The sequence below is a fragment of the Microbacterium sp. NPDC064978 genome (genome assembly GCF_044543605.1).
GTDB classification, from domain to species: Bacteria; Actinomycetota; Actinomycetes; order Actinomycetales; family Microbacteriaceae; genus Microbacterium; species Microbacterium meiriae.
Genome location: NZ_JBITWF010000003.1, coordinates 222,766 through 246,689, shown reverse-complemented (window position 1 = coordinate 246,689; position 23,924 = coordinate 222,766). Strand labels below are relative to the sequence as shown.

The 23,924-nt window shown below is 70.8% G+C and carries 23 protein-coding genes; 4 read left to right on the top strand and 19 right to left on the bottom strand.

What is annotated here, in order from left to right; genetic code table 11:
- Positions 1–5: 5 nt before the first annotated feature.
- The 4 genes from ACIGJI_RS11245 to gabT form a co-directional block, all read right to left on the bottom strand.
- Entirely contained in the window at positions 6–1,562 is a 1,557-nt protein-coding gene (locus ACIGJI_RS11245; protein WP_025102346.1) for an APC family permease, read from the bottom strand.
- Positions 1,562–2,446 (bottom strand): universal stress protein, encoded by an 885-nt coding sequence (locus ACIGJI_RS11240; protein WP_259951351.1) that lies wholly within the window; start codon positions 2,444–2,446, stop codon positions 1,562–1,564. Before ACIGJI_RS11240 ends, ACIGJI_RS11245 begins: the two co-directional genes overlap by 1 nt.
- Positions 2,446–3,828, bottom strand: coding sequence for an NAD(P)/FAD-dependent oxidoreductase (locus tag ACIGJI_RS11235; RefSeq protein WP_101848465.1), 1,383 nt, complete (start codon positions 3,826–3,828; stop codon positions 2,446–2,448). Before ACIGJI_RS11235 ends, ACIGJI_RS11240 begins: the two co-directional genes overlap by 1 nt.
- Before the next feature lie 91 nt (positions 3,829–3,919).
- Positions 3,920–5,281 carry a 4-aminobutyrate--2-oxoglutarate transaminase gene (gene gabT / locus ACIGJI_RS11230; protein WP_268776686.1) on the bottom strand — a complete coding sequence of 454 codons (1,362 nt, stop codon included), beginning with the start codon at positions 5,279–5,281 and terminating at the stop codon, positions 3,920–3,922.
- A gap of 93 nt (positions 5,282–5,374) precedes the next feature.
- Here gabT and ACIGJI_RS11225 point away from each other — a divergent pair, with 93 nt between their 5' ends.
- Positions 5,375–6,883 carry a PucR family transcriptional regulator ligand-binding domain-containing protein gene (locus ACIGJI_RS11225; protein WP_363446781.1) on the top strand — a complete coding sequence of 503 codons (1,509 nt, stop codon included), beginning with the start codon at positions 5,375–5,377 and terminating at the stop codon, positions 6,881–6,883.
- A 123-nt stretch (positions 6,884–7,006) separates the two neighbouring features.
- Here the strand turns inward: ACIGJI_RS11225 and ACIGJI_RS11220 are convergent, their stop codons facing one another.
- From ACIGJI_RS11220 to ACIGJI_RS11195, 6 genes are read right to left on the bottom strand one after another with little or no spacing between them, the layout of a single operon-like run.
- On the bottom strand, positions 7,007–7,861 hold the full coding sequence (locus ACIGJI_RS11220; RefSeq protein ID WP_363446779.1) for a MurR/RpiR family transcriptional regulator: 855 nt from the start codon (positions 7,859–7,861) through the stop codon (positions 7,007–7,009).
- Positions 7,848–8,663, bottom strand: coding sequence for a phosphonate ABC transporter, permease protein PhnE (gene phnE, locus ACIGJI_RS11215; protein ID WP_268776683.1), 816 nt, complete (start codon positions 8,661–8,663; stop codon positions 7,848–7,850). The genes ACIGJI_RS11220 and phnE (ACIGJI_RS11215) overlap by 14 nt, the downstream gene beginning before the upstream one ends.
- Positions 8,660–9,454 (bottom strand): phosphonate ABC transporter, permease protein PhnE, encoded by a 795-nt coding sequence (phnE, locus tag ACIGJI_RS11210; RefSeq protein ID WP_396667031.1) that lies wholly within the window; start codon positions 9,452–9,454, stop codon positions 8,660–8,662. The genes phnE (ACIGJI_RS11215) and phnE (ACIGJI_RS11210) overlap by 4 nt, the downstream gene beginning before the upstream one ends.
- Positions 9,455–9,480: 26 nt before the next feature.
- Positions 9,481–10,305, bottom strand: a complete 825-nt coding sequence (phnC, locus tag ACIGJI_RS11205; RefSeq protein WP_363446774.1) for a phosphonate ABC transporter ATP-binding protein — start codon at positions 10,303–10,305, stop codon at positions 9,481–9,483.
- A 1-nt stretch (position 10,306) separates the two neighbouring features.
- Positions 10,307–11,296: a phosphate/phosphite/phosphonate ABC transporter substrate-binding protein gene (phnD, locus tag ACIGJI_RS11200; RefSeq protein ID WP_268776681.1), complete on the bottom strand. Its 990-nt coding sequence runs from the start codon at positions 11,294–11,296 to the stop codon at positions 10,307–10,309.
- Positions 11,297–11,298: 2 nt separating this feature from the next.
- Positions 11,299–11,991: an HAD family hydrolase gene (locus ACIGJI_RS11195; protein ID WP_187662206.1), complete on the bottom strand. Its 693-nt coding sequence runs from the start codon at positions 11,989–11,991 to the stop codon at positions 11,299–11,301.
- Between the two features lie 118 nt (positions 11,992–12,109).
- On the opposite strand from ACIGJI_RS11195, the gene ACIGJI_RS11190 reads away from it, so the two are divergent.
- Positions 12,110–12,760 (top strand): amino acid deaminase, encoded by a 651-nt coding sequence (locus ACIGJI_RS11190; protein WP_363446772.1) that lies wholly within the window; start codon positions 12,110–12,112, stop codon positions 12,758–12,760.
- On the opposite strand, the gene ACIGJI_RS11185 is transcribed toward ACIGJI_RS11190, so the two are convergent.
- Both ACIGJI_RS11185 and ACIGJI_RS11180 read right to left on the bottom strand, forming a co-directional pair.
- Positions 12,761–13,174 carry a riboflavin kinase gene (locus tag ACIGJI_RS11185; RefSeq protein ID WP_363446770.1) on the bottom strand — a complete coding sequence of 138 codons (414 nt, stop codon included), beginning with the start codon at positions 13,172–13,174 and terminating at the stop codon, positions 12,761–12,763.
- Positions 13,171–13,680, bottom strand: coding sequence for a flavin reductase family protein (locus tag ACIGJI_RS11180; protein WP_187662209.1), 510 nt, complete (start codon positions 13,678–13,680; stop codon positions 13,171–13,173). Before ACIGJI_RS11180 ends, ACIGJI_RS11185 begins: the two co-directional genes overlap by 4 nt.
- A 103-nt stretch (positions 13,681–13,783) precedes the next feature.
- Here ACIGJI_RS11180 and ACIGJI_RS11175 point away from each other — a divergent pair, with 103 nt between their 5' ends.
- On the top strand, positions 13,784–14,371 hold the full coding sequence (locus ACIGJI_RS11175) for a PadR family transcriptional regulator (RefSeq protein WP_187662210.1): 588 nt from the start codon (positions 13,784–13,786) through the stop codon (positions 14,369–14,371).
- 22 nt (positions 14,372–14,393) lie between these two features.
- Here ACIGJI_RS11175 and ACIGJI_RS11170 read toward each other — a convergent pair whose 3' ends face one another.
- The 7 genes from ACIGJI_RS11170 to ACIGJI_RS11140 form a co-directional block, all read right to left on the bottom strand.
- Positions 14,394–15,278, bottom strand: coding sequence for a ribokinase (locus ACIGJI_RS11170; RefSeq protein ID WP_363446768.1), 885 nt, complete (start codon positions 15,276–15,278; stop codon positions 14,394–14,396).
- Positions 15,271–16,650: an NtaA/DmoA family FMN-dependent monooxygenase gene (locus ACIGJI_RS11165; RefSeq protein WP_363446766.1), complete on the bottom strand. Its 1,380-nt coding sequence runs from the start codon at positions 16,648–16,650 to the stop codon at positions 15,271–15,273. The genes ACIGJI_RS11170 and ACIGJI_RS11165 overlap by 8 nt, the downstream gene beginning before the upstream one ends.
- A 107-nt stretch (positions 16,651–16,757) precedes the next feature.
- On the bottom strand, positions 16,758–17,606 hold the full coding sequence (locus ACIGJI_RS11160; RefSeq protein WP_187662213.1) for an ABC transporter permease: 849 nt from the start codon (positions 17,604–17,606) through the stop codon (positions 16,758–16,760).
- The gene (locus tag ACIGJI_RS11155; RefSeq protein ID WP_187662214.1) at positions 17,599–18,396 is read right to left on the bottom strand and encodes an ABC transporter ATP-binding protein; all 798 of its coding nucleotides are present in this window, start codon (positions 18,394–18,396) and stop codon (positions 17,599–17,601) included. The genes ACIGJI_RS11160 and ACIGJI_RS11155 overlap by 8 nt, the downstream gene beginning before the upstream one ends.
- On the bottom strand, positions 18,396–19,499 hold the full coding sequence (locus tag ACIGJI_RS11150; RefSeq protein ID WP_363446763.1) for an ABC transporter substrate-binding protein: 1,104 nt from the start codon (positions 19,497–19,499) through the stop codon (positions 18,396–18,398). The genes ACIGJI_RS11155 and ACIGJI_RS11150 overlap by 1 nt, the downstream gene beginning before the upstream one ends.
- A 223-nt stretch (positions 19,500–19,722) precedes the next feature.
- Positions 19,723–20,850, bottom strand: coding sequence for a DUF6226 family protein (locus ACIGJI_RS11145; RefSeq protein WP_363446761.1), 1,128 nt, complete (start codon positions 20,848–20,850; stop codon positions 19,723–19,725).
- A 22-nt stretch (positions 20,851–20,872) separates the two neighbouring features.
- Positions 20,873–22,318, bottom strand: a complete 1,446-nt coding sequence (locus ACIGJI_RS11140) for a helix-turn-helix domain-containing protein (RefSeq protein ID WP_363446759.1) — start codon at positions 22,316–22,318, stop codon at positions 20,873–20,875.
- A gap of 246 nt (positions 22,319–22,564) precedes the next feature.
- Between ACIGJI_RS11140 and aceA the strand changes: the two genes are divergently transcribed.
- Positions 22,565–23,890: an isocitrate lyase gene (gene aceA / locus ACIGJI_RS11135; RefSeq protein WP_363446757.1), complete on the top strand. Its 1,326-nt coding sequence runs from the start codon at positions 22,565–22,567 to the stop codon at positions 23,888–23,890.
- The last annotated feature ends 34 nt before the right edge of the window (positions 23,891–23,924 follow it).

The following is a 23,924-nucleotide window of genomic DNA, read 5'->3' as shown; positions in this document are numbered from 1 at the left end:
CTCTTTCAGACGGACGTGGGACGACGACGGCGGCTGGGCGGAGCGTCCATACCCAGCGTCTCACCGCGGAAGAAGGCGGGGCGGCGGATGGCGTTCCAGATCATCACGGCGATCCCGACGACGATGATGAGGATGCCGAGGATGAAGACGATCCCGATGCCGCCGATCTCCGACCCGGAGCCGTAGGCCGGGTCCATGGAGTCGATCAGCGTGGTGAAGAACAGGATCGCCAGGATGATGCCGCCCACCAGCGGGAACAGGAAGGTGAAGAAGACGTTCCGCGCCGAGTCGAACCACTGCTTGCGGAAATACCAGACGCAGGCGAACGCCGTGATCCCGTAGTAGAAGCAGATCATCATGCCGAGCGTGAGGATCGTGTCCCACAGGGTGTCCTCGCTGACCACGCGCATCACGGCGTAGAACGCGGAGGCCACGATGGCCGACACGATGGTGGCGTAGCCCGGGGTGAAGAACCGGGGGCTCACCTTCGCGAACGACTTCGGCAGCGCGCCGTAGTGACCCATCGCGAGCAGGGTGCGTGCCGGGCCGACGAACGTCGACTGCAGCGACGACGCCGAGCTCGTGAGCACCGCGAGCGACACGAGGAACGCGAGCGGCCCGAGGATCGGCCCGGAGAGGTGGAAGAACACGTTCTCCTGGATGTCGCCGTTGCCGAGGCCGAGCTCCCCCGTACCGACGCCCGCGAACATGATCATCGCGACGGCGAGGAGCAGGTAGAGCGAGACGATCGTGAGCACCGTGACGGTGGCCGCGCGACCCGGGGTCTTCTCCGGGTCCTTCGTCTCCTCGTTCATGGTGAGGGTGACGTCCCAGCCCCAGAAGATGAAGATCGACAGCGACAGACCGGCGGCGACCGCGCTGAACGACGAGATCGCGAACGGGTTGAACCAGTTGAGGTCGAACGGCTGGTAGTCGAAGCCGTTGCCGCCCACGGCCTGCACGATCGCGGCGACCGCGAAGAACACGAGCACGAGGATCTGGAATCCGACCAGCCAGTACTGCAGCTTCTGCGTGGTCTGCATGTCCCGGTACGACACCCACGTCGCGCCCAGCATGAAGAGCAGGCACACGCCGATGTTGATCCAGGTGACGCCGGCGAGATCGGCGATCTCGGCGTTGCCCGTGATCTGCGACAGCAGCAGGAACAGGAAGTCGACCGCGACCCCGGCGAGGTTGGACAGCACGAGGATCGTGGCGACCACGAGGCCCCAGCCGGCCATCCAGCCCACCCACGGCCCGAACGCCCTGGCGGCCCAGGTGAAGGAGGTGCCGGAGTCGGGCATGCGGTTGTTGAGCTCGCGATAGCCGAAGGCCACGAGGAGCATCGGGATGAAGCCGACGAGGATGATCGCCGGGATCTGCGCGCCCACCTCGGACGCGGTGGGGCCGACGGCGGCCGTGAACGTGTAGGCGGGGGCGATGCACGAGATGCCGATCACGACGGCGCCGATCAGGCCGACGGTGCCGGCGCTCAGGCCCTTCGTCGAGATTCCGGTCGTGACGCCGGATGCGGGCTCCGTCGCCCGGTTGGTGCTGCTCATCAGCGGTCTCCTGCTTCGATGCGGGTGCGCGGGACGACGATCATGGGGACGGGCAGCTCGTGCAGCATCTTCGCCGCCGTGGAGCCCAGGAAGAGACGGCGTGGCTGCGCCAGACGGCTGGAGCCGACGAGCACGACCTCCCCGGGGAGCCAGGAGAGTCCGGCGACGGCGTCCTCCACCGTCTCGCCCGGCGCCTCCTCGACGACGGCGCCGAGGCCGTCCGGCAGGCGCTCGGCCGCCACGGCCAGCACCTGGTGCGCGTGCTCGCTGCCGGCGAGGCGGATCGCGCCGGTGTCGAGTCCCGGCGGCACGTCGAACGGCACGAGCGACACCAGCCGGAGGCTCACCTCGGCCGCGCCGGCGAGGGCGACGGCCTGGTCGAGCACGCCCTCCGCGCCGGGACGCGTGCCGACGGCGACCGTGACGCGCGGAAGCACGTGGTCGTCCTGCTGGGCGAGCCCGGAGGGTGCGAGGGCCACCGGGATCGGCGAGGAGTGCAGCAGCTCCGATGCGACGCTGCCCAGGCGATGTCGGCCGAAGAGGCCGCCGCCGGCCGTGCCGATCACGATGACGCTGGCGGCGAACTCCTCACCGGCGGCGATGAGGCCCTCGGCGAACGACTCGGAGAAGCGCACATGGCCGCTGCGCACCAGCTCCTGCGGGAGACGCACGACCGCGTCCTGCAGCCAGCTCCGCGCCTGCTTCCGGATGACGTCCTCGTAGGCGCGCTCCGGTGGCACGGCGGCGCTCCGGGTGCCCTCGGTCGGCAGCACGATCACGAGGTGGAGGGTCGCACCGATGCTGCGCGCCAGACGTGCGCCCAGCGCCGCCGCGTCCGCCCCCGCATCCGTCGCCGTGTAGCCGACGACGACCGAGCCGGTCATCAGCCGATGCTCTCGGGAGCGCCGGCCTCGCGGCGGGCGTCGACGATGTTCGCCGCGACGAAGTGGCCCATGCGGATCGCCCCGTCGACGTGCTGGTAACCCGCTCCTGCCATGTCGCTGCAGGCGAAGTGGATCGGTCCGACGGGCGTGCGCAGGTCGGCGCCGTAGCGGTGCAGGCCGCCCAGGTCGAAGCTCGCGGCGTAGGCGCCACGCGTCCACTCCTCGCTGCCCCAGTCGCTCTCGTAGTACACGACCGGGTTCTTCGCCTCGGGACCGTAGTAGTGCGACAGCGACTCGAGGATGCGCTCCTTGCGCTCCTCGGCGGACAGCTCGAACACGCCGTCGGCGTTCGCATCGGACACGAAGCCGACCAGCGTGCCGCGCTCGTCGCCGTGGTTGCTGTTGTCGTAGGCCTCGTGCGAGAGCTCGTACGGGCTGAACGCCGTGCCGCTCAGGCCCTGCTCGCGCCAGAACGGGCGGTCGTAGACGGCGTGCACCTTGATGACGAAGCCCATCGAGAGGTGCTGGTGCAGCTGGTGCTGGCGACGCGGCAGCGGCGGGACGAAGGAGATGCGGTTGTAGAGGATGGGGGCGTGCGCGAGGATCGCGTACCGCGCCCGCACCGTGAGGTCGTCGGTGGTCGCCACGACCCCGTCATCCGACCACTCCAGGCTGCGGACGGGCTGGTTCAGCAGCACGTCCTCGCCCAGGCGCTCGGCGAGGCGCAGCGGCACCTGCTGGAGCCCTCCCACGACGCGCTTGTCGAGGATGAAGTCGGCGTCGACGAGGTTCGAGTACGAGCCGGCCGAGGCCGCCATGAGCAGCGACTGCAGCAGCGAGAAGGCGTGGGTCGGCTTGGTCAGCATCGCCGAGCCGGTGGCGAAGGCGAGGTTGCGCACGGCTTCGTCGTCGTCGGTCTGCGAGCGCAGCCAGGCGTCCCAGGAGATCGAGTCCCACTCGGCCGCGTTCGGGTGCTCCCACGGCTTGTCCGGGTCGATCTCGGCGACGAGGGCGTCGAGGATGCCGGTGATGCGCGCGATCACGGCCTCGGTCTCCGCCGACACCGGGAACATCTCGCCCGTGAAGCGGTGGGCCTGCCCGTCGGGGCCGACGTAGACGCTGTCGCCCTCGCGGTACCGGCTGTAGGTCTCGAGCCCCAGCTCCTCGATCGTGTCCTTGAGCGCGTCCTGGTCGGGCGAGACCCACTGGCCGCCGATCTCCAGCATGGCGCCGTCGATCACGTCGGTCCACAGGCGGCCACCCACGCGGTCGCGGGCCTCCAGCACGGCGACCGACAGCCCGGCCTTCCGCAGGTCGTTGGCCGCCGTGAGCCCTGCGGCTCCGGCGCCCACGATCAGCACGTCGCGGGTGATCTCAGCCATCTGCAACTCCTTCGTCGTCGGGGGATGCGGGGGATGAAGTACCGGTCGCGTCCCGAAATCCCCCGATCCGGGGACGCGACCGGACAGGGTGTCAGGCGCCGGCGAGCGCCTCGGCCACGACGTCGAGGCCCTCGTTCAGCAGCTCGTCGCCGATGGACAGCGGCGGGAGGAAGCGGATGACGTTGCCGTACGTGCCGCAGGTGAGGACGATGACGCCCTGGGCGATGCACGCCTTGGCCACAGCAGCCGTGAGCGCGGCGTCCGGAGCGTTGGTCTCCGGGTCGACGAACTCGGCGGCGACCATCGCGCCGTGACCGCGGACGTCGCCGATGCGGGCGTCCTCGGCCTGGAGGGCGGTGAGCCGGCCGAGGAGGATCTCGCCGATCTCGCGGGCACGCTCGATGACGCCGTCGTTCTCGAACACGTCGATGGCCGCGAGCGCCGCGGCGCACGCGATGGGGTTGCCGCCGTAGGTGCCGCCGAGGCCGCCGGAGTGCGACGCGTCCATGATCTCGGCGCGGCCGGTCACGGCGGCGAGCGGCAGCCCGCCCGCGATGCCCTTGGCGGTGGTGATGAGGTCGGGCTCGATGCCGAAGATCTCGCTGGCGAACATGTGTCCGGTGCGGGCGAACCCGGTCTGCACCTCGTCGGCGATGAAGACGACGCCGTTCGCGCGGCACCAGTCGACGATCGCGGGGAGGAAGCCGTCGGCGGGGACGATGAAGCCCCCCTCGCCCTGGATCGGCTCGATGATGACGGCGGCGAGGTTGTCGGCGCCGATCTGCTTCTCGAGCTGGAGGATCACGCGGGCCGCGGCCTCGCCGCCCTCGAGCCCGTCGCGGAACGGGTACGACATCGGCGCGCGGTACACCTCGGGGGCGAACGGACCGAAGCCGCTCTTGTACGGCATCGACTTCGCGGTCAGCGCCATGGTGAGGTTCGTGCGGCCGTGGTAGCCGTGGTCGAACGCGACGACGGCCTGACGACCGGTGTGCTTGCGGGCGATCTTGATCGCGTTCTCGACAGCCTCGGCGCCGGAGTTGAACAGGGCGCTCTTCTTGGCGAAGTCGCCGGGGGTGACGCGGTTGAGCGCCTCGGCGACGCCGACGTACGACTCGTACGGCGAGATCATGAAGCAGGTGTGCGTGAACTGCGCCGCCTGCGCGGCCACGGCGGCGGCCACCTTCGGGTGCGCGTTGCCGACCGTGGTCACGGCGATGCCGGAGCCGAGGTCGATGAGCGAGTTGCCGTCGGCGTCGACGACCACTCCTCCCCCGGCTGCGACGGCGGCGACCGGCACCGTGTGACCGACACCGGCGGCGACCGCGTCCGCCTTGCGGGCGAGGACCTCGGCCGACCGCGGGCCGGGGAGTTCCGTGACGAGGCGACGCTCCTGCGGGAGGTCGGGGCCGCCGAGGGGGACTGCGGGTGCTGCGGTGTCGAGGAGAGCCATGTCGCGAGCGTACGGCGGCAGCGGAGACGCCCGCATTCGCCGGGTCGTACAATCGGAGAACTGATTTCGCCGTCTCGTACAACCGGAGATCGTATGGCCCCCGCCGATCCCTCCACGCTGTCCGCCCTGCTGCGCCGCCGGGATCTCGACCTGCGCCTCGTCTCCACCGCAGCGGATCTGCCGGACGGCGCGCTCGACCGGCCGCTGCGCTGGGTCCACAGCTCCGACCTCGCGGACCCGACGCCCTTCCTCGCGGAAGACCTCGTCCTCCTCACCACCGGCACGCAGTTCGACGACGCGGAGGCCATCGCCCCCTACGTCGTCCGGCTCGCCGAGCGCGGCGTGCTGGGGCTCGGATTCGGGACCGACGTGCATCGCTCGGGAACACCGGAAGAGTTGATCGCGGCGTGCGCCGACCAGGGCATCCCCCTGTTCGAGGTGCCGTACCGCACGCCGTTCATCGCCGTGGCCCGCGCGCACTCCGAGGCGATCGCGGCGCAGGCCTACGCCCGGCGCACCTGGGCGCTGGACACCCAGCGCGCCCTCGCCCTCGCCGCCCTCCGGCCGCGCGGGCTCGAGGCGATCATCACCGAACTCGGCCGTCGACTCGGCGCCTGGGCGGGCATGTTCGACGCGGCGGGCGACCTGATCGTCGCCCACCCCCGCGACGCCCTCTCGGCGACCGTCCGGGAAGGGCTCGGGACGCGGGTCCAGGAGATCCTCGACCGCGGACTCGAGGCGGGGCAGTCCCTCACCCTCGATGCGCACACCTTCATGCTCTTCACGGTGGGGCGGGGCGGGCACCTGCGCGGCGTCCTCGCCGTGGCGGCCGACGCCCTCGACCAGGAGGCCAGGGCCGTCGTCACCTCGGTCATCGCGATGGCGGGACTGGCGCGTGAGCAGAGCGAGCAGCTCGCCCGCGGCCGACGCCGGCTGCACACGCAGCTGCTGCGCTCGCTCCTGGGCGACGACCCCGGCCTCGCGCGCCGTGTCCTCGGCAGCCTTCCGCCCGCCCCCGTGGTGGTGGCGGTGACCGGGGATGCCCCGGCTGAGCCTCTTCTCGACTGGTGGGAGCGCCGCCGGGTCGAGCACGGGACGCCCGCCTTCCTCGCGGACTCCGAGGACGGCGTGGTCATCTGCGTGTCCGCGGCCGACGAGGCTCTTCTCGACGACGCGGCCTCGCGCTTCAGCGCCCGCGTCGGCGTCTCGGCCCCGGAGGGGTACGACGCCTTCTCCCGCGCGCACGCCCAGGCGCTCATCGCTCTCCGACAGCCGGGCGCGAGCGGCGCCGTCCGGTACGCCGACACGGTCGGATCCAGCCTGCTCACGGCGCTGGCGACGGATGAGGCCCGGCTCGTCGCGGAGTCGCGGCTCGCTCCGCTCCGGGAACACGACGCCGCCCACGGCACCGCGCTCGAGCACGCGCTGCGTACCTGGCTCGACCACGACACGCGGGCCGAGCAGGCCGCGGCCGCCCTCGGCATCCATCGGCACACCCTCCGCTCCCGGGTCTCCCATGCCGGCGCCCTCCTCGGGGTCGACCTCACGACCTTCCCCGCCCGGGCCGAGGTGTGGGCCCTCCTGCAGACAGCCCGCGACTGACCCGGCCCCTTCCGTCCCCGCCTCCCCCCGCGTCACCTGCACGACCGCGCGACACCTGCACGACGGATCGGCCCGCCAGGTCATGCCCGCGGACCGAGGTCGTGCAGCCGGAACCGCGGTCCCTCAGCCGTCGAGGTTGTCGGAGACCACTTCGAGAGCGTGTGCCCGAGCCTGGACGGCGGCGTCGCCGCGCGCGGAGGTGACCGCGGCCGCGAAGACCTCGGCGAACACGAGGAAGGCGACGCGGGAGGCGTGCTGCAGCTCTTCGCGGAAGCTCACCCCGGCCGGGGTGATGACGAGCGACAGGGAGGCCGCGTCGGTCAGCGCGGAGGACGCGAACGAGGTGAGTGCGATCACCGTCGCACCGCCGCGGGCGGCGGCGGTCGCGACACGCAGGCTCGCCTCATTGGCTCCGGACCCGCTGACGATGACGCACACGTCCTGCTCCGTGAGATGCCGGGCCGCGATCTGCTGGGCGATGGCGTCGGCGATGAACTCCGCCGGTCGCCCTGCCGCCGTGAGCCGCATCGCCAGATCGCTCGCGATCGGCGACGAGAGACCGTTCGCCAGGACCAGCACACGTCGCGCGGAAGCGGTCGCGGCGACTGCCGCGTCGACGGTCGCCGGGTCCAGGAGACTCGCCAGCACGGGGAGGGACGCCGCGACACGGTCGATCTCACCGCGCATCCGCCCCAGCACACCCGGCCCGTGATCGACCGCAGCGTCACCGCTCCCCCCGCCGAGCTCGGCGGCCAGCGCGACCCGGAGCTGCGGGTAGCCGCGGTAGCCGAAGCCCTGGCACGCGCGGACGACGGTGGCGCGGCCGACACCCGCCCGGTCGGCGAGCTCCTGCGCTGTCCACTCCACGACGGCGTCGGCGGAGTCCAGGATGAGCTCGGCCACCCGCCGCTCCGCGGGCTGCAAGGTGTTGCGGACCGCGGCGATGCGCACGGTCGGCGGAGCACTAGGGGCGAACACGGGCTCGGGCTCCCTCCATGATCCGGCGGCGGATCGCGCCGGATACCGCGTCGATCAGCATCGTCACCGCGACAACCACGATGAGCAGGACACCCACCGTCGACCACTCACGGTACTGGGTGTAGGAGGTGAGCATGTCACCGATGCCGCCGACGCCGATGAGGCCGAGGACGGCCGACGAGCGCACGTTGATCTCGAAGCGGTAGAGCCAGAACGACCAGAACGCCGGTTCCGCCTGTGGCCACACTCCCCATCGCAGCACCTGGAGAGTGCTGCCGCCGGCCGCGTGTGCCGCCTCGATGGGGCCACGGGGCACGGCTTCGACGGCCTCATAGCCCCATTTGCCGAGGGTGCCGATGCCGTTGAGTGCGAGCGCCAGGGCTCCCGTGAAGGGCGTGAGCCCTGTCACCGAGAGGATCACGATCGCGATGATGATCTCCGGGACCGCGCGGATGAGCGAGAACAGCCCGCGAAGCAGATTGCGCAGCCAGACCGGTCCGAAGCCGCGAGCGGCCAGCAGGCTCAGGGGTGTCGCGAGGAGGATGCCGAGCACCGTGCCGACCCAGGCCATCTCGATGCTCCGCCAGGTCTGCCACAGGGCCTCGGGGAGCTTCTCCCAGTTCGGGTCGCCGAACATGAGCACGGTGTAGCGGACGATCTCCGCCGGGAGATCGGCGAGGCGCGCCCAGGAGATGTCGATCGACCAGAAGGCCAGCACGATCACGGCGGTCACGAGGCCCCATCCGACGAGGAGCCAGGGGCGCCGAGGCCGGGCGGGGACGGCGGTGAGGGGCGCGGTCATACGAGCCTCCGTCGGACGGCGTCGGAGACCACGTCGATCACGATCACCACGATGAGGATCTCGAGGATGATGAGCGAGAGCTGGTCGTAGCGGTAGAACGTGCGGACGGCGTCGATGAGCAGCCCCATCCCGCCCGCGCCGACGAGTCCGAGCACGGTCGATGCGCGCACGTTGAGCTCGAAGACGTAGAGGGTCTGGTTCGCGAAGGCGGGCCAGGCGTCCGGAAGGGCGAGCGTCCGGTTGATCTGCATCTGCGTCGCGCCCACGGCCCGGCCGGCCTCGAGGGGCCCGCGGTCGTTCGTGTCGATGGCCTCGGAGACGAGCTTGACGATGATGCCGATGTTGAACAGGACCAGCGCCAGGATCCCGGGAAGGGCGCCGACGCCCACCATCGCCACGAGGATGGCGGCGTACAGCAGGTCGGGAACACTGCGCACGATGTTGAGGACCCCGCGCACGACCAGTCTCGCGCCCGTGTTCGGGTTCGTCGCCCGCGCCGCCCAGAAGCTCAGGGGCAAGGACACGGCGGCGCCCAGGGCGGTGGCGATGACCGCCATCTGCAAGGTCTCGATCAGCGGCGGGACCGTGCGCGGGAAGAACGACCAGTCGGGCACCAGCAGCTTCAGCACCTTGTCGGCGCCGTTCTGCCAGTTGCGCGCGATCGCGTCGAGGTCGACTCCGATGCCGACACCGGGCAGACACATCACGACCGTCACGGCGACCACACCCGCCAGGACAGCGGCTCCCTTCCAGGCACCGGGTGGGCGCGCGGGCACGTCGAGCGGTGCCACCGCGGTGTCCTGGTCGATGACGGGGGTCACGCGTCCAGCCGATCGTCCGAGGTGAGCGACCGGCCGTAGATGCCCTCGAAGTCCGCGTCCGAGGCACCGGCGGCGGGGCCGTCGTAGACGATCTCGCCCGCGCGCATGCCGATCATCCGGGCGCCGTATTCACGGGCGAGGTCGAGCAGGTGGAGGTTGACGAGCACCGTGATGCCGAGGTCGCGGTTGATGCGCCGCAGGTCGTTCATCACGCCGTGCGCCGTGGGCGGGTCGAGGCTCGCCACCGGCTCGTCCGCCAGGACGACGCGAGGCTCCTGCGCCAGAGCGCGGGCGATCGCGACGCGCTGCTGCTGGCCGCCCGAGAGATCGGAGGCCCGCGCGTGCAGCTTGGGCAGGATCCCGACCCGGTCGAGCGCGTGGTACGCGCGCTGCCGGTCAACCTCAGGATAGGCACCGAGGAGTGTGCGCCACAGCGGCGTGTGGGCGAGACGCCCGACGAGCACGTTGTGCAGCACGCTGGCGCGACCGGCGAGGTTGAAGCCCTGGAAGACCATGCCGATGTCCCCCCGGAGCCGGCGCAGCGTGCGCGGGGAGGCGCCGCTGACGCGATGCCCGCCGACGTCGAGGGTGCCGGACGTGACCGGCACCAGGCCGTTGATCGTGCGGATGAGAGTCGACTTCCCCGAGCCGGAGAGCCCGACGACGGCGACCATCTCGCCCGCGGCGATGTCCAGTGAGACGCGGTTCAACCCGATCGTGCCGTTCGGATAGCGCACCGTCACATCGTCGAGACGGATGTTCCACGGCGTGGACGCCGCGGCCGGAGCCGCGGCGTCCACCGGGTGATGCGGAGCGGACAATTTACTGCAGCCCCAGGGCCTCGGCGGCCCGGGCGACGACGTCGAGCGACGCGGGGTCGGCCGGTGCGAGCTTGGTGATCGAGTAGATGCTCTCCAGGATCGTCGAGCCCTCCTCCGTGTTCGAGAACTCCTCGAGCGCGGTCGTGATGCGCTCCTGCAGCTCCGGGGACAGGTCGGCAGACAGAGCGACGCCGTCGTTCGGGATCTCCTCGGTCATGGCGAAGACGACGACCTTCTCCCCCACGTCCGGGGTGTCCTTCTGCACGATCGTGCGGGCGTCCCAGAAGCTGAAGCCCACCTCCGCGTCGCCGTTGTAGACGGCCAGCACGGACGCGTCGTTCGCAGTCACCGGGATCTGCTCGATGTCCGCGTCCGTGTCCAGGCCCGCCTCCTGGAGCGCGAGGATCGGGTAGATGTAACCGGCGGGGGACCCCGGGCCGAGGACGGCGACCTTCGCGCCCTCCACCTTGTCGATGCTGTCGAGACCGGCGGGTCCGGTCATGGCGTCGGCGCCGTTGCAGAAGAGCATCCCGTCACGCGCGACCGGCTCGTCCTCGCAGTACTTGTCGGGGTTGTTCGTCATGAACTGCGCCGGGTAGGTGATGTTGCCGTTGCGCTCGGTCTGCAACACGACGGACGCGTCGTACATGTCGTTCGCCTGCCAGAGCTGCAGCGACGGCAGGAAGCCGATCTGCGCCTGCCCCGCGCCCATCGCCTCGACCGCGGCCTGGTAGTCCTTCGAGACGACACCGGTCACCTCGATCCCGAGCTCTTCCGTGAGGTAGTCGGTCAGCGGGGCGGCTGTCTCCACGAGGCCGTCCTGGTCCTGCGACGGGACGAGGGCGAGGACGAGGGAGTCCGGATCCTCGGCGGGGGCGGCGGACGGGTCGGACCCGGCAGCGGTGCCGGAGCACCCGGCGAGCGCGACGGTCAGCAGGGCACCGGCGGCGGCGAGACCGAGAACCGGGCGGCGGAAGGGGGAGGTACGCATGATCATCCTTCGGTGGTGAGGGTGTGTGAAGTGGACGGAACGGAGGAGTCGGTGGCCCGCAGCCAAGCCTCGAGCTGCGGTGCGAGAGTGGCGAAGTCGGCCGCGCGGAAGGTCGGGGTCGCTGCCGGGTCGGCGAAGCCCCCGATCAGCGCGGTGGCGTGGCCGCGGGCGTGTGCGGGAGCGAGATCGTTTCGCCACATGTCGCCGATGCTCAGGATGCGGGCATCGGGCGGCAGCGCATCGAGGACCTTCTCCATCCCGGCGGGCTTGCGGGCATCGGTCACGATGCGGTCGAACAGTCCCGCGAGCCCGAGGTGCTCCAGAGCCTCCGGAAGACGCAGGGCGGGGGCGTTGGTCACCAGCACGCGCTCCGCTACGGGGCCGGCGGTCCGAAGGAACTCGACCAGGCCGCTCGGGACCGTGACCGGAGCCGCAGCCGTGGCGAGCTGGGCGCGGCTCGCCAGGTAGGCCGCGCTGAGCACGGCACCGTCGGCGCCGAAGCTGTCCGCCGCGCGGCGGACGACGTCGTACCCGTCGACGGCGTCGGGGCCCGCGACGGCGAGCGCGACGCGGACGTCGTCGACGAACCGCTCCGACGCGCCCAGCGCGGTGGCCACATGTCGGGCGTAGGCGAGGACAGGGCCGTCGCCGAGCGCGATCGTGCCGTCGAAGTCGAAGAGGAGGATGGTGGTCACGGGGTTCCTTCCGTGCGGACGCTCCGTCCAGCATGGGCAAACGACATGGACGGAACGCCCACAGCGCATGAACGCCGCGTGAACACTCCGTCCACGTCGTTCCCGTATGGTGAACGCCGTGTCCGAACTCGCTGCCCTCATGCACGCCGCCGACGGCGCCACGACCAGCACCTCGGTCGCCGCGCAGAGCGCGATCGACGCGTTGCCCTGGCTCGATGCCTCACTCCGGGCTGATCGCGATGCGAGGCGCTTCGCCGCGTGGGGCCGGTCGACCGCCGTCGACGAGAACACCGGCACGGGCGTCATCGCGCCCGCCCTGTTCGACGAACTCCACCGGCGCGCGGGCCTGCCGGCGACCTGGCCGGTCGGTAACGCCGGGCTCCTGCACTGCTACGGCTACCTGCTCTCGCGGGAGCCCACCCCCTACGGCCTCAAGAGCGACCGCTGGCTGACCCCGGCGCTGCCTGTCGCCTGCGGACTCCCCGAGGACGCCTTCCTCCCCTGGCTCCCCGGTCCGACACTCCTGACCCGAGCGACCGCCGCGGCCGCCGCCCTGTCCGCAGGCCTGCACGGATCCACGGTCGCCGTCGCCGACCGCGAGAGTCGGGTCTCTCTGAGCGCGTCGGAGGGGCCGGCGGCCCTGGCCTACGCGGTCGCACCATCGCCGGGGCTCCCCCCGCTCCCGGTCACGCTCTTCCCCGTGACCGACGCGGCGGCGATCCTCACCGAGTTCCCCACGCTGCCGCGACTCCGCTGGAACGCGGCGTAGTCAGCGCCTCGCGAACGTGCGCCGCTCCCCGGCGAGAAGCCGCCGCGAGGCCGCGACATCCGCGGCGGTCCGGGCGACGAGCTCCTCGACCCCATCGAAACGGAGCGTCGGCCGGAGCTGCGCGACAAGCTCGACCGACAGCAGCTGCCCGTAGAGGTCGCGGTCGATGTCGTGGAGGTGCACCTCGAGACGCCGCGCCCGGTCGCCGCAGAACGTCGGATTGACGCCGATGCTCGCCGTCGCCTCCCACCGCCGGTCGTCGCCGGGCAACAGCGCCCACGCCGCATAGATCCCATCGTCGGGCAGCAGCCGCTCGGACAGGGCGAGATTCGCGGTCGGGAAGCCGAGCAGCCGACCGCGACCGTCGCCGGGGACGACCAGGCCGGAGAGCACCCGGGGCGCCGGTCCGCTCACACGTCTCCGGCGGGCGAGATGGCGCGGTAACGGCTCTGGTGGAACACGAGCGGCTCGACGCCGTCGAAGAGCGTCACATCCTGGATCTCGTAGAGCGCGATCTCGTGGTCGCCACCGTCGAACGTGCTGTGCAGCCGGCACGTGAGCCAGAGCGCGGCGTCGTCGATCAGCACGGCCCCACCCTCCGAGCGATGCCACGCGTGGCCGCCGAACCGGTCGCCTTCGCGCGCGGACAGGGAGCGGCTGAGCGGCTCATGGTGCGCCGCGAGGACACTCATCCCCAGTTCGGGGACGGCGCGCAGCACGGGCCACGTCTTCGAGGTGCGCGCGGCGCTGACGGCGACGAGGGCGGGCTCCAACGAGATCGAGGTGAAGGAGTTGACCGCCATACCGACGGCGCGGTCCTCGACGTGCGCGGCCAGCGCGACCACACCGGTCGGGTAGACGGAGAAGGCGCGACGGAGAGCGCGGTCCCGCGGCAGGGCGTCGGTCACGGCAGTGGTCATCACGAAGTCCTTTCGGTAGTCAACTTTGACTAGTTTGAATTATATGCATTTTTGACCATGCAAACAACAGGTTCCACCGCACTGAGCCGTTAGCATGAAGCGCATGTCGACCACCCGCCTCGTCGTCCTCGGTGCCGTCAAGCAGTTCCAACCGGTGCACGGCTACTTCCTGCGCCGCGAGCTCATGACCTGGCACGTCGACGAGTGGGCGCACATCCAGCCCGGTTCGATCTACAACGCCCTCCGCGCGCTCGAAGTCGACGGCTACGTGGCGGAGAGCGGCACCGAGACGGAGGGCAAGCGCCCCGCGCGCACCACCTACCGCATCACCCCGGCCGGCGAGGTGGAGCTGCAGCGCATGCTGCGCGAGAACCTCTGGAACGTCGCGGCCTTCGACACCCAGGCGATCATGACCGTGGCCTCGTTCATGTTCGTCCTCAGCCGGCAGGAGGTCATCGCCGGCCTCGAGCACCGGCTCATCAAGAGCGACGCGATCATCACGCAGAACGGCTTCGACGTGCAGGACACCCTGCGCTCGGAGACAACCCCGGAGTACGTGCGCGAGATCTTCGACCTCTCCACCGCCCGACTCACCGCCGAGAAGGAGTGGCTCCTGACGCTGCTGGAGCGGCTGCGTGCCGGAGCGTACACATTCGCCGGCGAGACGGCGGAGACCACCCCTACGCGCTGATACCGCCGCGCCCAGCGCGGACTCAGCGCCGCGCTACCAGAGCCTCCAGAGCGGTGACGGACAGCGCCGGAGTGGTCGCCCCACGGTGACGGGCGACGATCGCCCCCGCGGCACAGGCACGGACGAGAGCGTGCTCGATGTCGTGACCCTGGGCGAGCCCCGCAGCGAGGGCGCCGCAGAAGGCATCCCCGGCTCCCGTCGTGTCGACGGCGTCGATGCGGAAGGCCGGCACGTGCACGCCGGGGCGCCCTGGCCGATGCAGCGTCACACCGGCGGCCCCCTCCGTGAGCACGACCGCCCCGGCGCCGGCGCCGAGGAGCCGCTCGACGCCGCCGAGTTCCGCGCACTCCGTCTCGTTCACGACCAGCACGTCCACTCCCGGCAGCAGGTCGACGGCGGCGGGGTGCGCGGGGGCGGCGTTGAGGATCGTGAGGGTCCCGGAGGCATGTGCGGCGGCCAGGGCGGCGGCGACCGCGGCGAAGGGCACCTCGAGCTGAGTGAGCATCACGGCCGCCCCGACGGTCCCGGCCACGGCGTCTTCCGGAGTGAGCTCGCCGTTCGCCCCCGCCGCCACGAGGATGCTGTTGTCGCCGTCGTCGAAGGCCAGCACGTGCGCGACCCCGGTCGGCGCGGACGCGGAGCGGCGGAGCGCGGCGTCCACTCCCGCCTCCGTCAGCGCCGCCTCCAGAACGGCGCCGGCCTCGTCCGCTCCGACGACGCCGCAGAACGTGGTCACGGCTCCCGCGCGGGCCGCGGCGACAGCCTGGTTCAGACCCTTGCCACCGGGGAAGCGGCCTCCGGCCCGGCCGAGCAGCGTCTCACCGACGCGGGGAGGACGCGACACCTCGACCACGAGGTCGAGGTTCGCGCTCCCCACGACGGCGACGCCGGCGAGGCTGTCAGACACGGGCCATCGTCCGCCGGAACGACGACCCGATGTGGGAGTCGGCGAGCGCGGGCGTCGGGGTGCCCATCAGCCGTTCCCGCAGCGACTCCGGCTCGGCTGCGGGGTCGGCGATCGCCCCGCGCTCCTTGAGGATCGGCAAGACGTGCTCGATGAAGTCGGCGGTCGAGGCCGGCGGGATCACCGGAGCGAAGAGGAAGCCGTCGAGGTCGGCGCCGTCGGCGAGCTCCATCATCCGGTCCGCCACCTGCTCCGGCGTGCCCACGATCGGGCGGGCGCCCACGCCGTGCGCGTGCCAGTCGCCCAGGACATCGCCCACCGTCTTGTCGGCGAAGCGCGCGACCTGCGTCTGCGAGAGTTCGGTGCGGAGCTCGGACATCGGCGTGCTCGGGTCGTACGACGACAGGTCGAGACCGGTGAACCAGGCGTAGGAGGCGACGGTGACCTCGGGATTCTGCGCATCGGCGACCTCCGCGTAGGTGCGGCGGGCCTCCTCCTCGGTGCTGCCGACGACCGCGGCGAACGCCGACATGATCTTCACCTCGTGCGCCGCACGGCCGTTCTTCACCGCCTCCTCGCGGATCGCCGAGGAATGCGTGCGGAGCTGCTCGACCGAGCCGCTCCCGACGAAGATCGCCTCGCCGTGCTTGCCGCCGAACTCGCGACCGGCGGGCGACGCCCCGGCCTGGAACAGCACCGGCGTGCCCTGCGGCGAGCGCTGCGTGTTGCCGTAGCCGTGCGAGCGGAAGTAGGGCCCGTCGTGCGCGATGCGGTGGACCTTGGCCGGGTCGGCGAAGCGACCGGACTTGTCGCGCTCCAGCGCCCCTTCCTCCCAGGCCCCCTCCCACAGCTTGTAGACGACCTGCATGAAGTCGTCCGCCATCAGATAGCGCTCGTCGTGTCCCACCATCGGCACGCCGAAGCCCTGCACCGCGGTGTCGGCGGTGCCGGTGGTGACGACGTTCCAGCCGATCCGGCCCCCGGACAGGATGTCGAGCGTGGCCAGGCGGCGGGCGAAGGAGTACGGCGGCTCGAGCAGGGTCGATCCGGTGGCGACCAGGCCCAGGCGGGTGGTCTCCGGGATGAGGGCGGCGAGGATGATCGCCGGATCGAGGCGCGGCAGATCCAGGCCCTCGACGGAGCAGATGTCCGGCCGCTCACCGGCGACGTCGGCCCAGCCCCACGCGTCGGCGAGGAAGAGGAAGTCGAAGCCCGCGTTCTCGACCAGGCGCGCGGTGTCGCGCCAGTAGTCGAGCTTGTCGAACAGGTAGCGCCGATTGTCGGGGTGGCGCCAGGTCGCGGTGCCGGAGTCGTTCGCCTGGGCGTTCTCGAAGAGTCCGAGCCGCAGGGTCTTCACGGGGTGCTGAACGGTCATGGCGGATGCCTTCCTGGGAGTGGGGGATGGAGTCGTTCGGAGTTTCCGGGCACGCCGGGGGAACCCGGGGGCGCGGGGTCGCGCCCCCGGGACCGGGGGTCGTGCGGTCAGCCCTTCGCGGTGACCTCGCCGTCGCTCCACCACAGGACGCGCCGGCGCACGACCGCGAGGAGCACGATGAGGAGCACCCCGAGCAGGCAGAGCAGAGCGATGCTCGCCCAGGTCACGGGCAGGTTCGCCTGTGCCGCCGAGGTGGTGACGAGGGAGCCGAGACCGGCCTGCTGACCGGCCGCGACGAACTCGGCCACGGCGGCGCCGACGACGGCGAGGGGCAGTGCGATCCGCAGACCGGCGAACACGTACGGCATGCTGCCGGGGAACCGCAGCTCGCGGAAGATCTCCCACCGCGAGGCGTGCAGCGTCGTGAACACGTCGAACGCCTTCTGGTCCACGTCGCGGAGGCCGGCGAGCGAGTTCACGAGCATGGGGAAGAAGACCACGAGGCCGGTGACGATGAACTTCGGCACCATGCCGAACCCGAAGGCGACGACCAGCGCCGGGGCGATCGCGACGATCGGCGTCACCATCACGATGATGACCAGCGGCATGACGGCCCGCTCGATGATCTGGAACTCGGCCATCACGACGGCCAGCAGGAAGCCCGCCAGTATGCCGGCGGAGGCCCCGACGACGACCTCGAGCAGCGTCACGAGGAAGTTCGACCAGTACATGCCCGCGTCCTCGACGAGGCTGGCGCCGATGGCCTCCAGCGTCGGCAGGACGTACGGGTTGGTCCACGCCACGATCTGCCAGAGCAGAGCCGCGATCACGAACGTGATCAGGGTCGGTCCCCACGAGCCCCAGCGGAGCCAGCCGGGGATGCCGCGGCGGGGCTGCGCCTTCAGCCGCGCCGTGGCGAGGGTGGCGGTGGTGTCTCTCATCGTCAGCTCAGACATGGGCCTTCTCCGTCTGCGCGCGCAGCGCACCGCGCACGACTGCCTCCAGGTCGCGGAACTCGTCCGTCGCATACGCCTCCTCGGTCCGGGGCCGCGGAAGGTTCACATCGATCACCTCGGCGATGCGGCCAGGGTGGGCCGCCATCACCACGATCCGGTCGGAGAGCATGATCGCCTCCGGCACCGAGTGCGTGACGAACATCACGGCCTTGCGGTTCGACTGCCAGAAGTCCAGCAGGGCGATGCGCTGCAGGTCGCGGTTCATCTCGTCGAGGGCGGAGAACGGCTCGTCCATCAGCATGATCGCCGGGTCGAACACGAAGGCCCTGGCGATGGCGGCGCGCTGCTGCATACCGCCGGAGAGCTGCCCCGGGTACTTCTTCAGCGCATGGCCGAGCCCGAAGGTCGACAGCAGCTCGGCGGGGTCGCGGAGGGCGCGGTCGCCGTTGGCCCCGCGGTTGATCCGCACGGGGAGCTCGACGTTCTCGCGCACCGTCTTCCACGGCAGGAGCGCCGGGGACTGCGGGACGAGACCGATCTTCTTGTCGCGGGAGGCCGCCGTGACGCTCTCGCCGTCGATCGTGACGGTGCCGGAGTCGGCATCGAGGAGTCCGGCGACCACCTTGAGCAGCGTGGACTTGCCGCATCCGCTGGGACCGATGACCGACACGAACTCGCCCATGCCGATCGTGAGGCTCACATCGTCGAGCACCGTCACCTGGGCTCCGTCGACGCCGAAGGACTTCGAGACGTTCCTGACCTCGACGCCCGCGCCGTGTGCCGCGGTCATCACTTCTCCGCCCAGACGAGGGTGTCGCCGTCGTACAGGTCGGCCACGAGATCCGGGTCCATCATGTCGGCGATGGCGGGGAGGTCCTTGACGTCGCCGTACTCCTGCACGATCTCGTACTCGGGCTGCCACATGTCCTCGGTCTGCACGCCGGGGTTGCCGCCCGCGCTCTCGCGCACCCAGGCCGACTCGACCTCCCACGTACGGGCGAGCTGATCGCGCGGGAACGCCGCACCCTGGCCGTTCTCCTCCGCGAGGGCCGCCAGCATGTCGATGCATTCGTCCGCCTCGTCGAGGCAGAACTGCAGGGCCTTGAGGCTCGCGCGCATGAAGTCGGCGGCGACCTCACGGTGCTCGTCGAGGAAGCGCGAGTTCACCTCCATGACGTTGTACGTGCCCTCGACGCCCAGGTCGGAGGGCAGGAACTCGCTGAACGGGAGGTCCTGTGCCTTGAGGGTCTGCGGCTGGTTGGAGGCGTAGCCGACGATCGCGTCGACCTGCTCGCGCACGACGACGGTCGGGTCGTAGTTGGTCATCTTCACCATCTCGACCTTCGAGACGTCGACCCCGGCCTCATCGAGCATGGCCGAGGCGATGGGCGTGAGGTTGATGAAGTACCCCAGCGAGCCGCCTTCGAGGTCGGTGAGGTCGGCGAGCTTCTCGTTGCCGAAGATCGAGAACGGCGGGGTCGTGCCGTAGGTCGCTACCGCGGTGAGGTTCTTGCTGTTCGCCGCGGCGAGCATCACATCGGAGGCGGAGCCGAGCGCGGTGAACTGCGCCTGCCCGGAGGCGACGAGCTGCTGCCCGTTCGCACCGGACGCGTTGATCTCCACGTCGAGGCAGAGGTCGTCGAAGTAGCCCAGCTCCTTCGCCAGGAACACGTCGAGCTGCCCGGCGCTGGCGGAGTAGCCGTAGCCGGAGATGTAGGTGATGGTGCCGGCATCCTGGTTGCGCTGGCAGGCGTCGCTGCCGCCCGCGCTCGTGGGGGCGGTATCGCCGCCGGGCGCCGGCGAGGAGCATGCTCCGAGCGTCAGCGTGGCGGCGAGAACGCACGTCAGGGTGGCAGTGGTGCGGAATCGGGTTTCCGCAGAGGAAGTAGCCATGAGGGTCCCTTCTCGGCCGTTCGTCATTGATGGCTCGATGAAAGTAACATAGTCAATCTTGACTAAGCAAGATCAAACTAACTCCATCCGCACGATCCGGTGACGGATGCACGACTCCCCCGGGCCTCGGCTCGTGCGCGCGCAACACGGTCGTGCATCCGTGGCCCGGGGAGAGAACGAGAAGGAACAGTGTCCAGGACGGAACGGGACGGGACGGGCGGATTCAGACCGGGGTCGAGCGGAGCGGCCAGGCGGGCCACCAGCCGTCGCCGAGCCCGCGAAGCAGGGCGGCCGTGCGCTCTCGCGCCTCCGCGGGCATCTCCGGAGCGGGGCCTGAGCTGCTCTCCCGCCGGTCGCCGTCCGGCGACCGGATCTCGGTGTACAGCCACGCGCGGCGGCCGACGGGATACTTCTCCCGGAAGCCACCGGCGGCGACCGACAGCAGGATCCGCTCCAGCTCGTCCGCCGCCGTCTCGGCGGTCTCGTCGCAGGCATCGCAGATGCACGACGGCACGATCGCGTGGAAGTGGGCGCCCGCCTCGACGCTGACGGAGGGAACGGTCGGCGTGATGACGACTCGCGCACCGCGCGCCGGTTCGAGCACGACGCGCTCCGTTTCGTCCTCCCCCGACTCTCGCCGCGCCTCGACCTCGTACTCGCGGGAGAGGTGCTCGACGAGCGCGTCGACCACGAGAAGCAGCGGTGCGAAGCGCTCCGGGTGGCTCTCCCGAGAGTACGACTCCTCCGGCGCGATGCCATCGGGCCAGCGGCGTCCGTAACGGATGACCTCGCCGCGGTCGTCGTGGAAGGTCAGGGGCGGGAGAGCGGGCCGGACATACGCGCGCGCCGGGACGACGACGACCGCGGGAGCGGAATCCTCCGCGGACAGCGCTCTCATCTCCTCGTCATCGATGTCGTCCTGCTCCCACGACGCGAGCATCTGCAGGAACGCATCCCGCTGGTCGGGCTGCTGCACCATCCCCTGCACGAGACCCGCGACCGGGATGGAGAGGGTGTTCGTCCCGATCTCCGGCTCGCTCGTCATCCGCCAGGTCGCGGCCGGGTGCACGACCGCGATGACGTTGCCGACGAAGCGCGCGGCGGCCGCCGCGAGGTCCGGGCGGTCGAGGATCTCCGGACGCGCTGCCACCACATCCCACGTCGCCGCGAGGTCGTCGGCCAGCAGCGCGGGGTCGATCCCGAGGCCCCGCAGGAAGTCGGCGAACGGCTCGAAACCGTCGACGAAGCGGACCGGCCGCGGGGCCTCCGCCGGCGATGGCATCCACGGGATCGCGGCGGCACCCGCCTCGGGCATCGGGCCGAAGGGGCCGGGGAAGACGGCACTGCTCATCGACCGAGCGTACCGAGCGGGATCACCGGGGCGCGTGGGACTCCAGGAACTCGTACACATCGGTGGTGTCCACGCCGGGGAAGGCACCGGTGGGCAGCGTCGCCAGCAGCGTGCGCGGGGTCTTCACGTTGGGCCAGGAGTTCTCGCGCCACCGCTCCTCCAGCTCGGCGGGAGCCCGACGGCAGCACACCTCGACCGAGTGCTTCGACACACCGCGGTGCGGGGTGTCCCTGCCGACGAACCACTTCGTGTCATCGAACCGCACCCCGACGCTCACCGAGTGCAGACCCTCGCTCGATGCCTCCACACGGGCGGTGCACCAGTAGGTACCGTTCCCGGTGTCGGTGTACTGGTAGTACGGGTTGAACCGGTCGTCCTCGTCGAACACCACCCGGGAGGTCCACCGGCGGCAGCACATCTGCCCCTCGATGGCGCCGAGCCGGTCGGTCGGGAAGTTCACGTCGTCATTTTCATACGCCTTGGTGATGGTGCCCGACTCATGCACCTTGAGGAAGTGCACGGGGATGTCGAGGTGCCGCGTCGCGAGGTTCGTGAACCGGTGCGCCGCCGTCTCATACGACACCGAGTACGCGTCACGGAGGTCTTCGATGGAGATCGCCCTCCGCTGCTTGGCATCCTGCAACGCGGGGACGACGTGCGCCTCCGGGATGAGCAGGGCACCGGTGAGGTAGTTCGTCTCCACCCGCTGCCGGAGGAACTCGGCGTAGCTGCGCGGCTCGGAGTGCCCCAGGATGCGGCTCGACAGCGCCTGCAGCACCGCGGTGCGTGCGTCTCCCTTCGCCGGGACGCTGCTCGACAGGTACAGCCGGCCGTTGGCGAGGTCGGCGACGCTGCGGGTCGTCTGCGGCAGGTCGGGGGCGTAGTGGAGGGTGAAGCCGAGATGGGCCGCGATCTCCGAGGCGGTGCGCTGGGTCAGCGGTCCCCCGGGATGGCCGACGGCCGCGAGGATCGCGGCCGCCTTCGCCTCCAGCTCGGCGAAGTGGTTGTCCTGCCGGCGCATCAGATGCCGCAGTTCGACGTTGGCGCGCCGGGCCTCCTCCGGGGTCGCGGCGCGCTCGTCCTTGAGTCGGTCGATCTCCCCCTGCAGCGCCAGCAGCGCCTTCAGCGCCTCCGTCGGCACACTCTTGGCGATGCGGAACGGCGCGATGCCCAGCGCCTGGAACGTCTGCCCCTTCATCGCGCGCTCCAGGGCGATCTCGATCGCGCTGCGCTCGTCGAGCGGCTCCCCCGTGAGCAGCGCATCGATGGTCACCCCGAGCGCGCGGGCGATCGCCTGGAGCTGCGTGAGCTTGGGCTCGCGCTTGCCCGTCTCGATCATCGACATCTGGCTCGGCGCCCGCTCGACCGCGGCCGCGAGCTCTTCGAGCGTCAGGCCCCGCGCGGTGCGCAGCTGGCGGATGCGCCGCCCGACAGTGAGGGCGTCGGTCTCTTCCGTGGTGTCGTCCATGTCGGCTCCTCTCAGCCGCACCGCCGTCCGCGTCGGTGCGGGATCGGGAACGCTCCTCGCGAGGCCGGGCCGGGGTCTTTCCTGATCCCGCGAGGCCGCGTGAGCGGTGCGTGCGGGCCGAGTCTGTCACGAAAACAGAAATTCACGCAAACTTCTCCTCGATTCGGCACCGGAGAGGCGCAGAACTTCACACAGAGTGGAGGCACGCCATCGGCACCGACGCCGATTCCCATCCGAGGAGACACCATGACGAACACCGCAGCGACCCCCACCCCGCGCCCCGCCGGCCTGCGCGCCGGCGATCAGGTCCAGACGGCGGCGGAGCTCCAGGAGATCTGGGACACCGACCCGCGCTGGGACGGTGTCGAGCGCACGTACTCCGCCGAAGACGTCGTCCGCATCCGCGGCTCGGTCCGCGAGGACGCCACCCTCGCCCACCGCGGTGCGGAGAACCTCTGGAACCTCCTGCACACGGAGGACTACATCCGGGCGCTCGGCGCCTACACCGGCGGCCAAGCCGTGCAGCAGGTGCGCGCCGGCCTGAAGGCCATCTACCTCTCCGGATGGCAGGTCGCCGCCGACGGCAACCTCGCCGGACAGACCTACCCCGACCAGTCGCTCTATCCGGCGAACTCGGTCCCGGCGGTCGTGCGTCGCATCAACAACGCCCTGCTCCGGCAGGACCAGCTCGAGCACGCCGAGGGTGAGATCACGCAGGACTGGCTCGCGCCGATCGTCGCCGACGCCGAGGCCGGCTTCGGCGGACCGCTGAACGCGTACGAACTCGCGCAGTCGCTCATCCAGTCCGGTGCCGCCGGCATCCACTGGGAGGACCAGCTCGCGAGCGAGAAGAAGTGCGGCCACCTCGGCGGCAAGGTGCTCGTGCCCACGCAGCAGCACATCCGCACTCTCAACGCGGCCCGTCTCGCGGCGGACGTCGCCGGTGTTCCGACCGTCATCATCGCCCGCACCGACGCCCTCGCCGCCGATCTGCTCACGAGCGACGTCGACGAGCGCGACCGGGAGTTCACCACAGGCGAGCGCACGTCCGAGGGCTTCTACCGGGTCCGCCCCGGCATCGAGTCGGTCATCAGCCGCGGCCTCGCCTTCGCCCCGTACGCCGACCTGCTCTGGGTCGAGACCGGGGAGCCGGACATCGAGCTGGCGCGGGAGTTCGCCGCGGCCATCCACGCGCGGTTCCCCGGTAAGCTCCTGGCCTACAACTGCTCCCCGAGCTTCAACTGGAAGCGCCACCTGTCGGACGCCGAGATCGCGACGTTCCAGCAGGAGCTGGCAGACCTGGGCTACAAGTTCCAGTTCATCACCCTGGCCGGGTTCCACGCCCTGAACCACTCCATGTTCGACCTCGCCCGCGGTTATGCCGAGCGCGCCATGAGCGCCTACGTCGAGCTGCAGGAAGCCGAGTTCGCCGCCGAAGCCGACGGGTACACCGCCACCAAGCACCAGCGCGAGGCGGGCACCGGCTACTTCGACGTCATCTCCACCGCGCTCAACCCCGACAGCGCGACCCTCGCCCTCGCCGGCTCCACCGAGACCGCCCAGTTCCACTGACCCCGTTTTCTCCCCCAACTCCCCCGAGACCCCA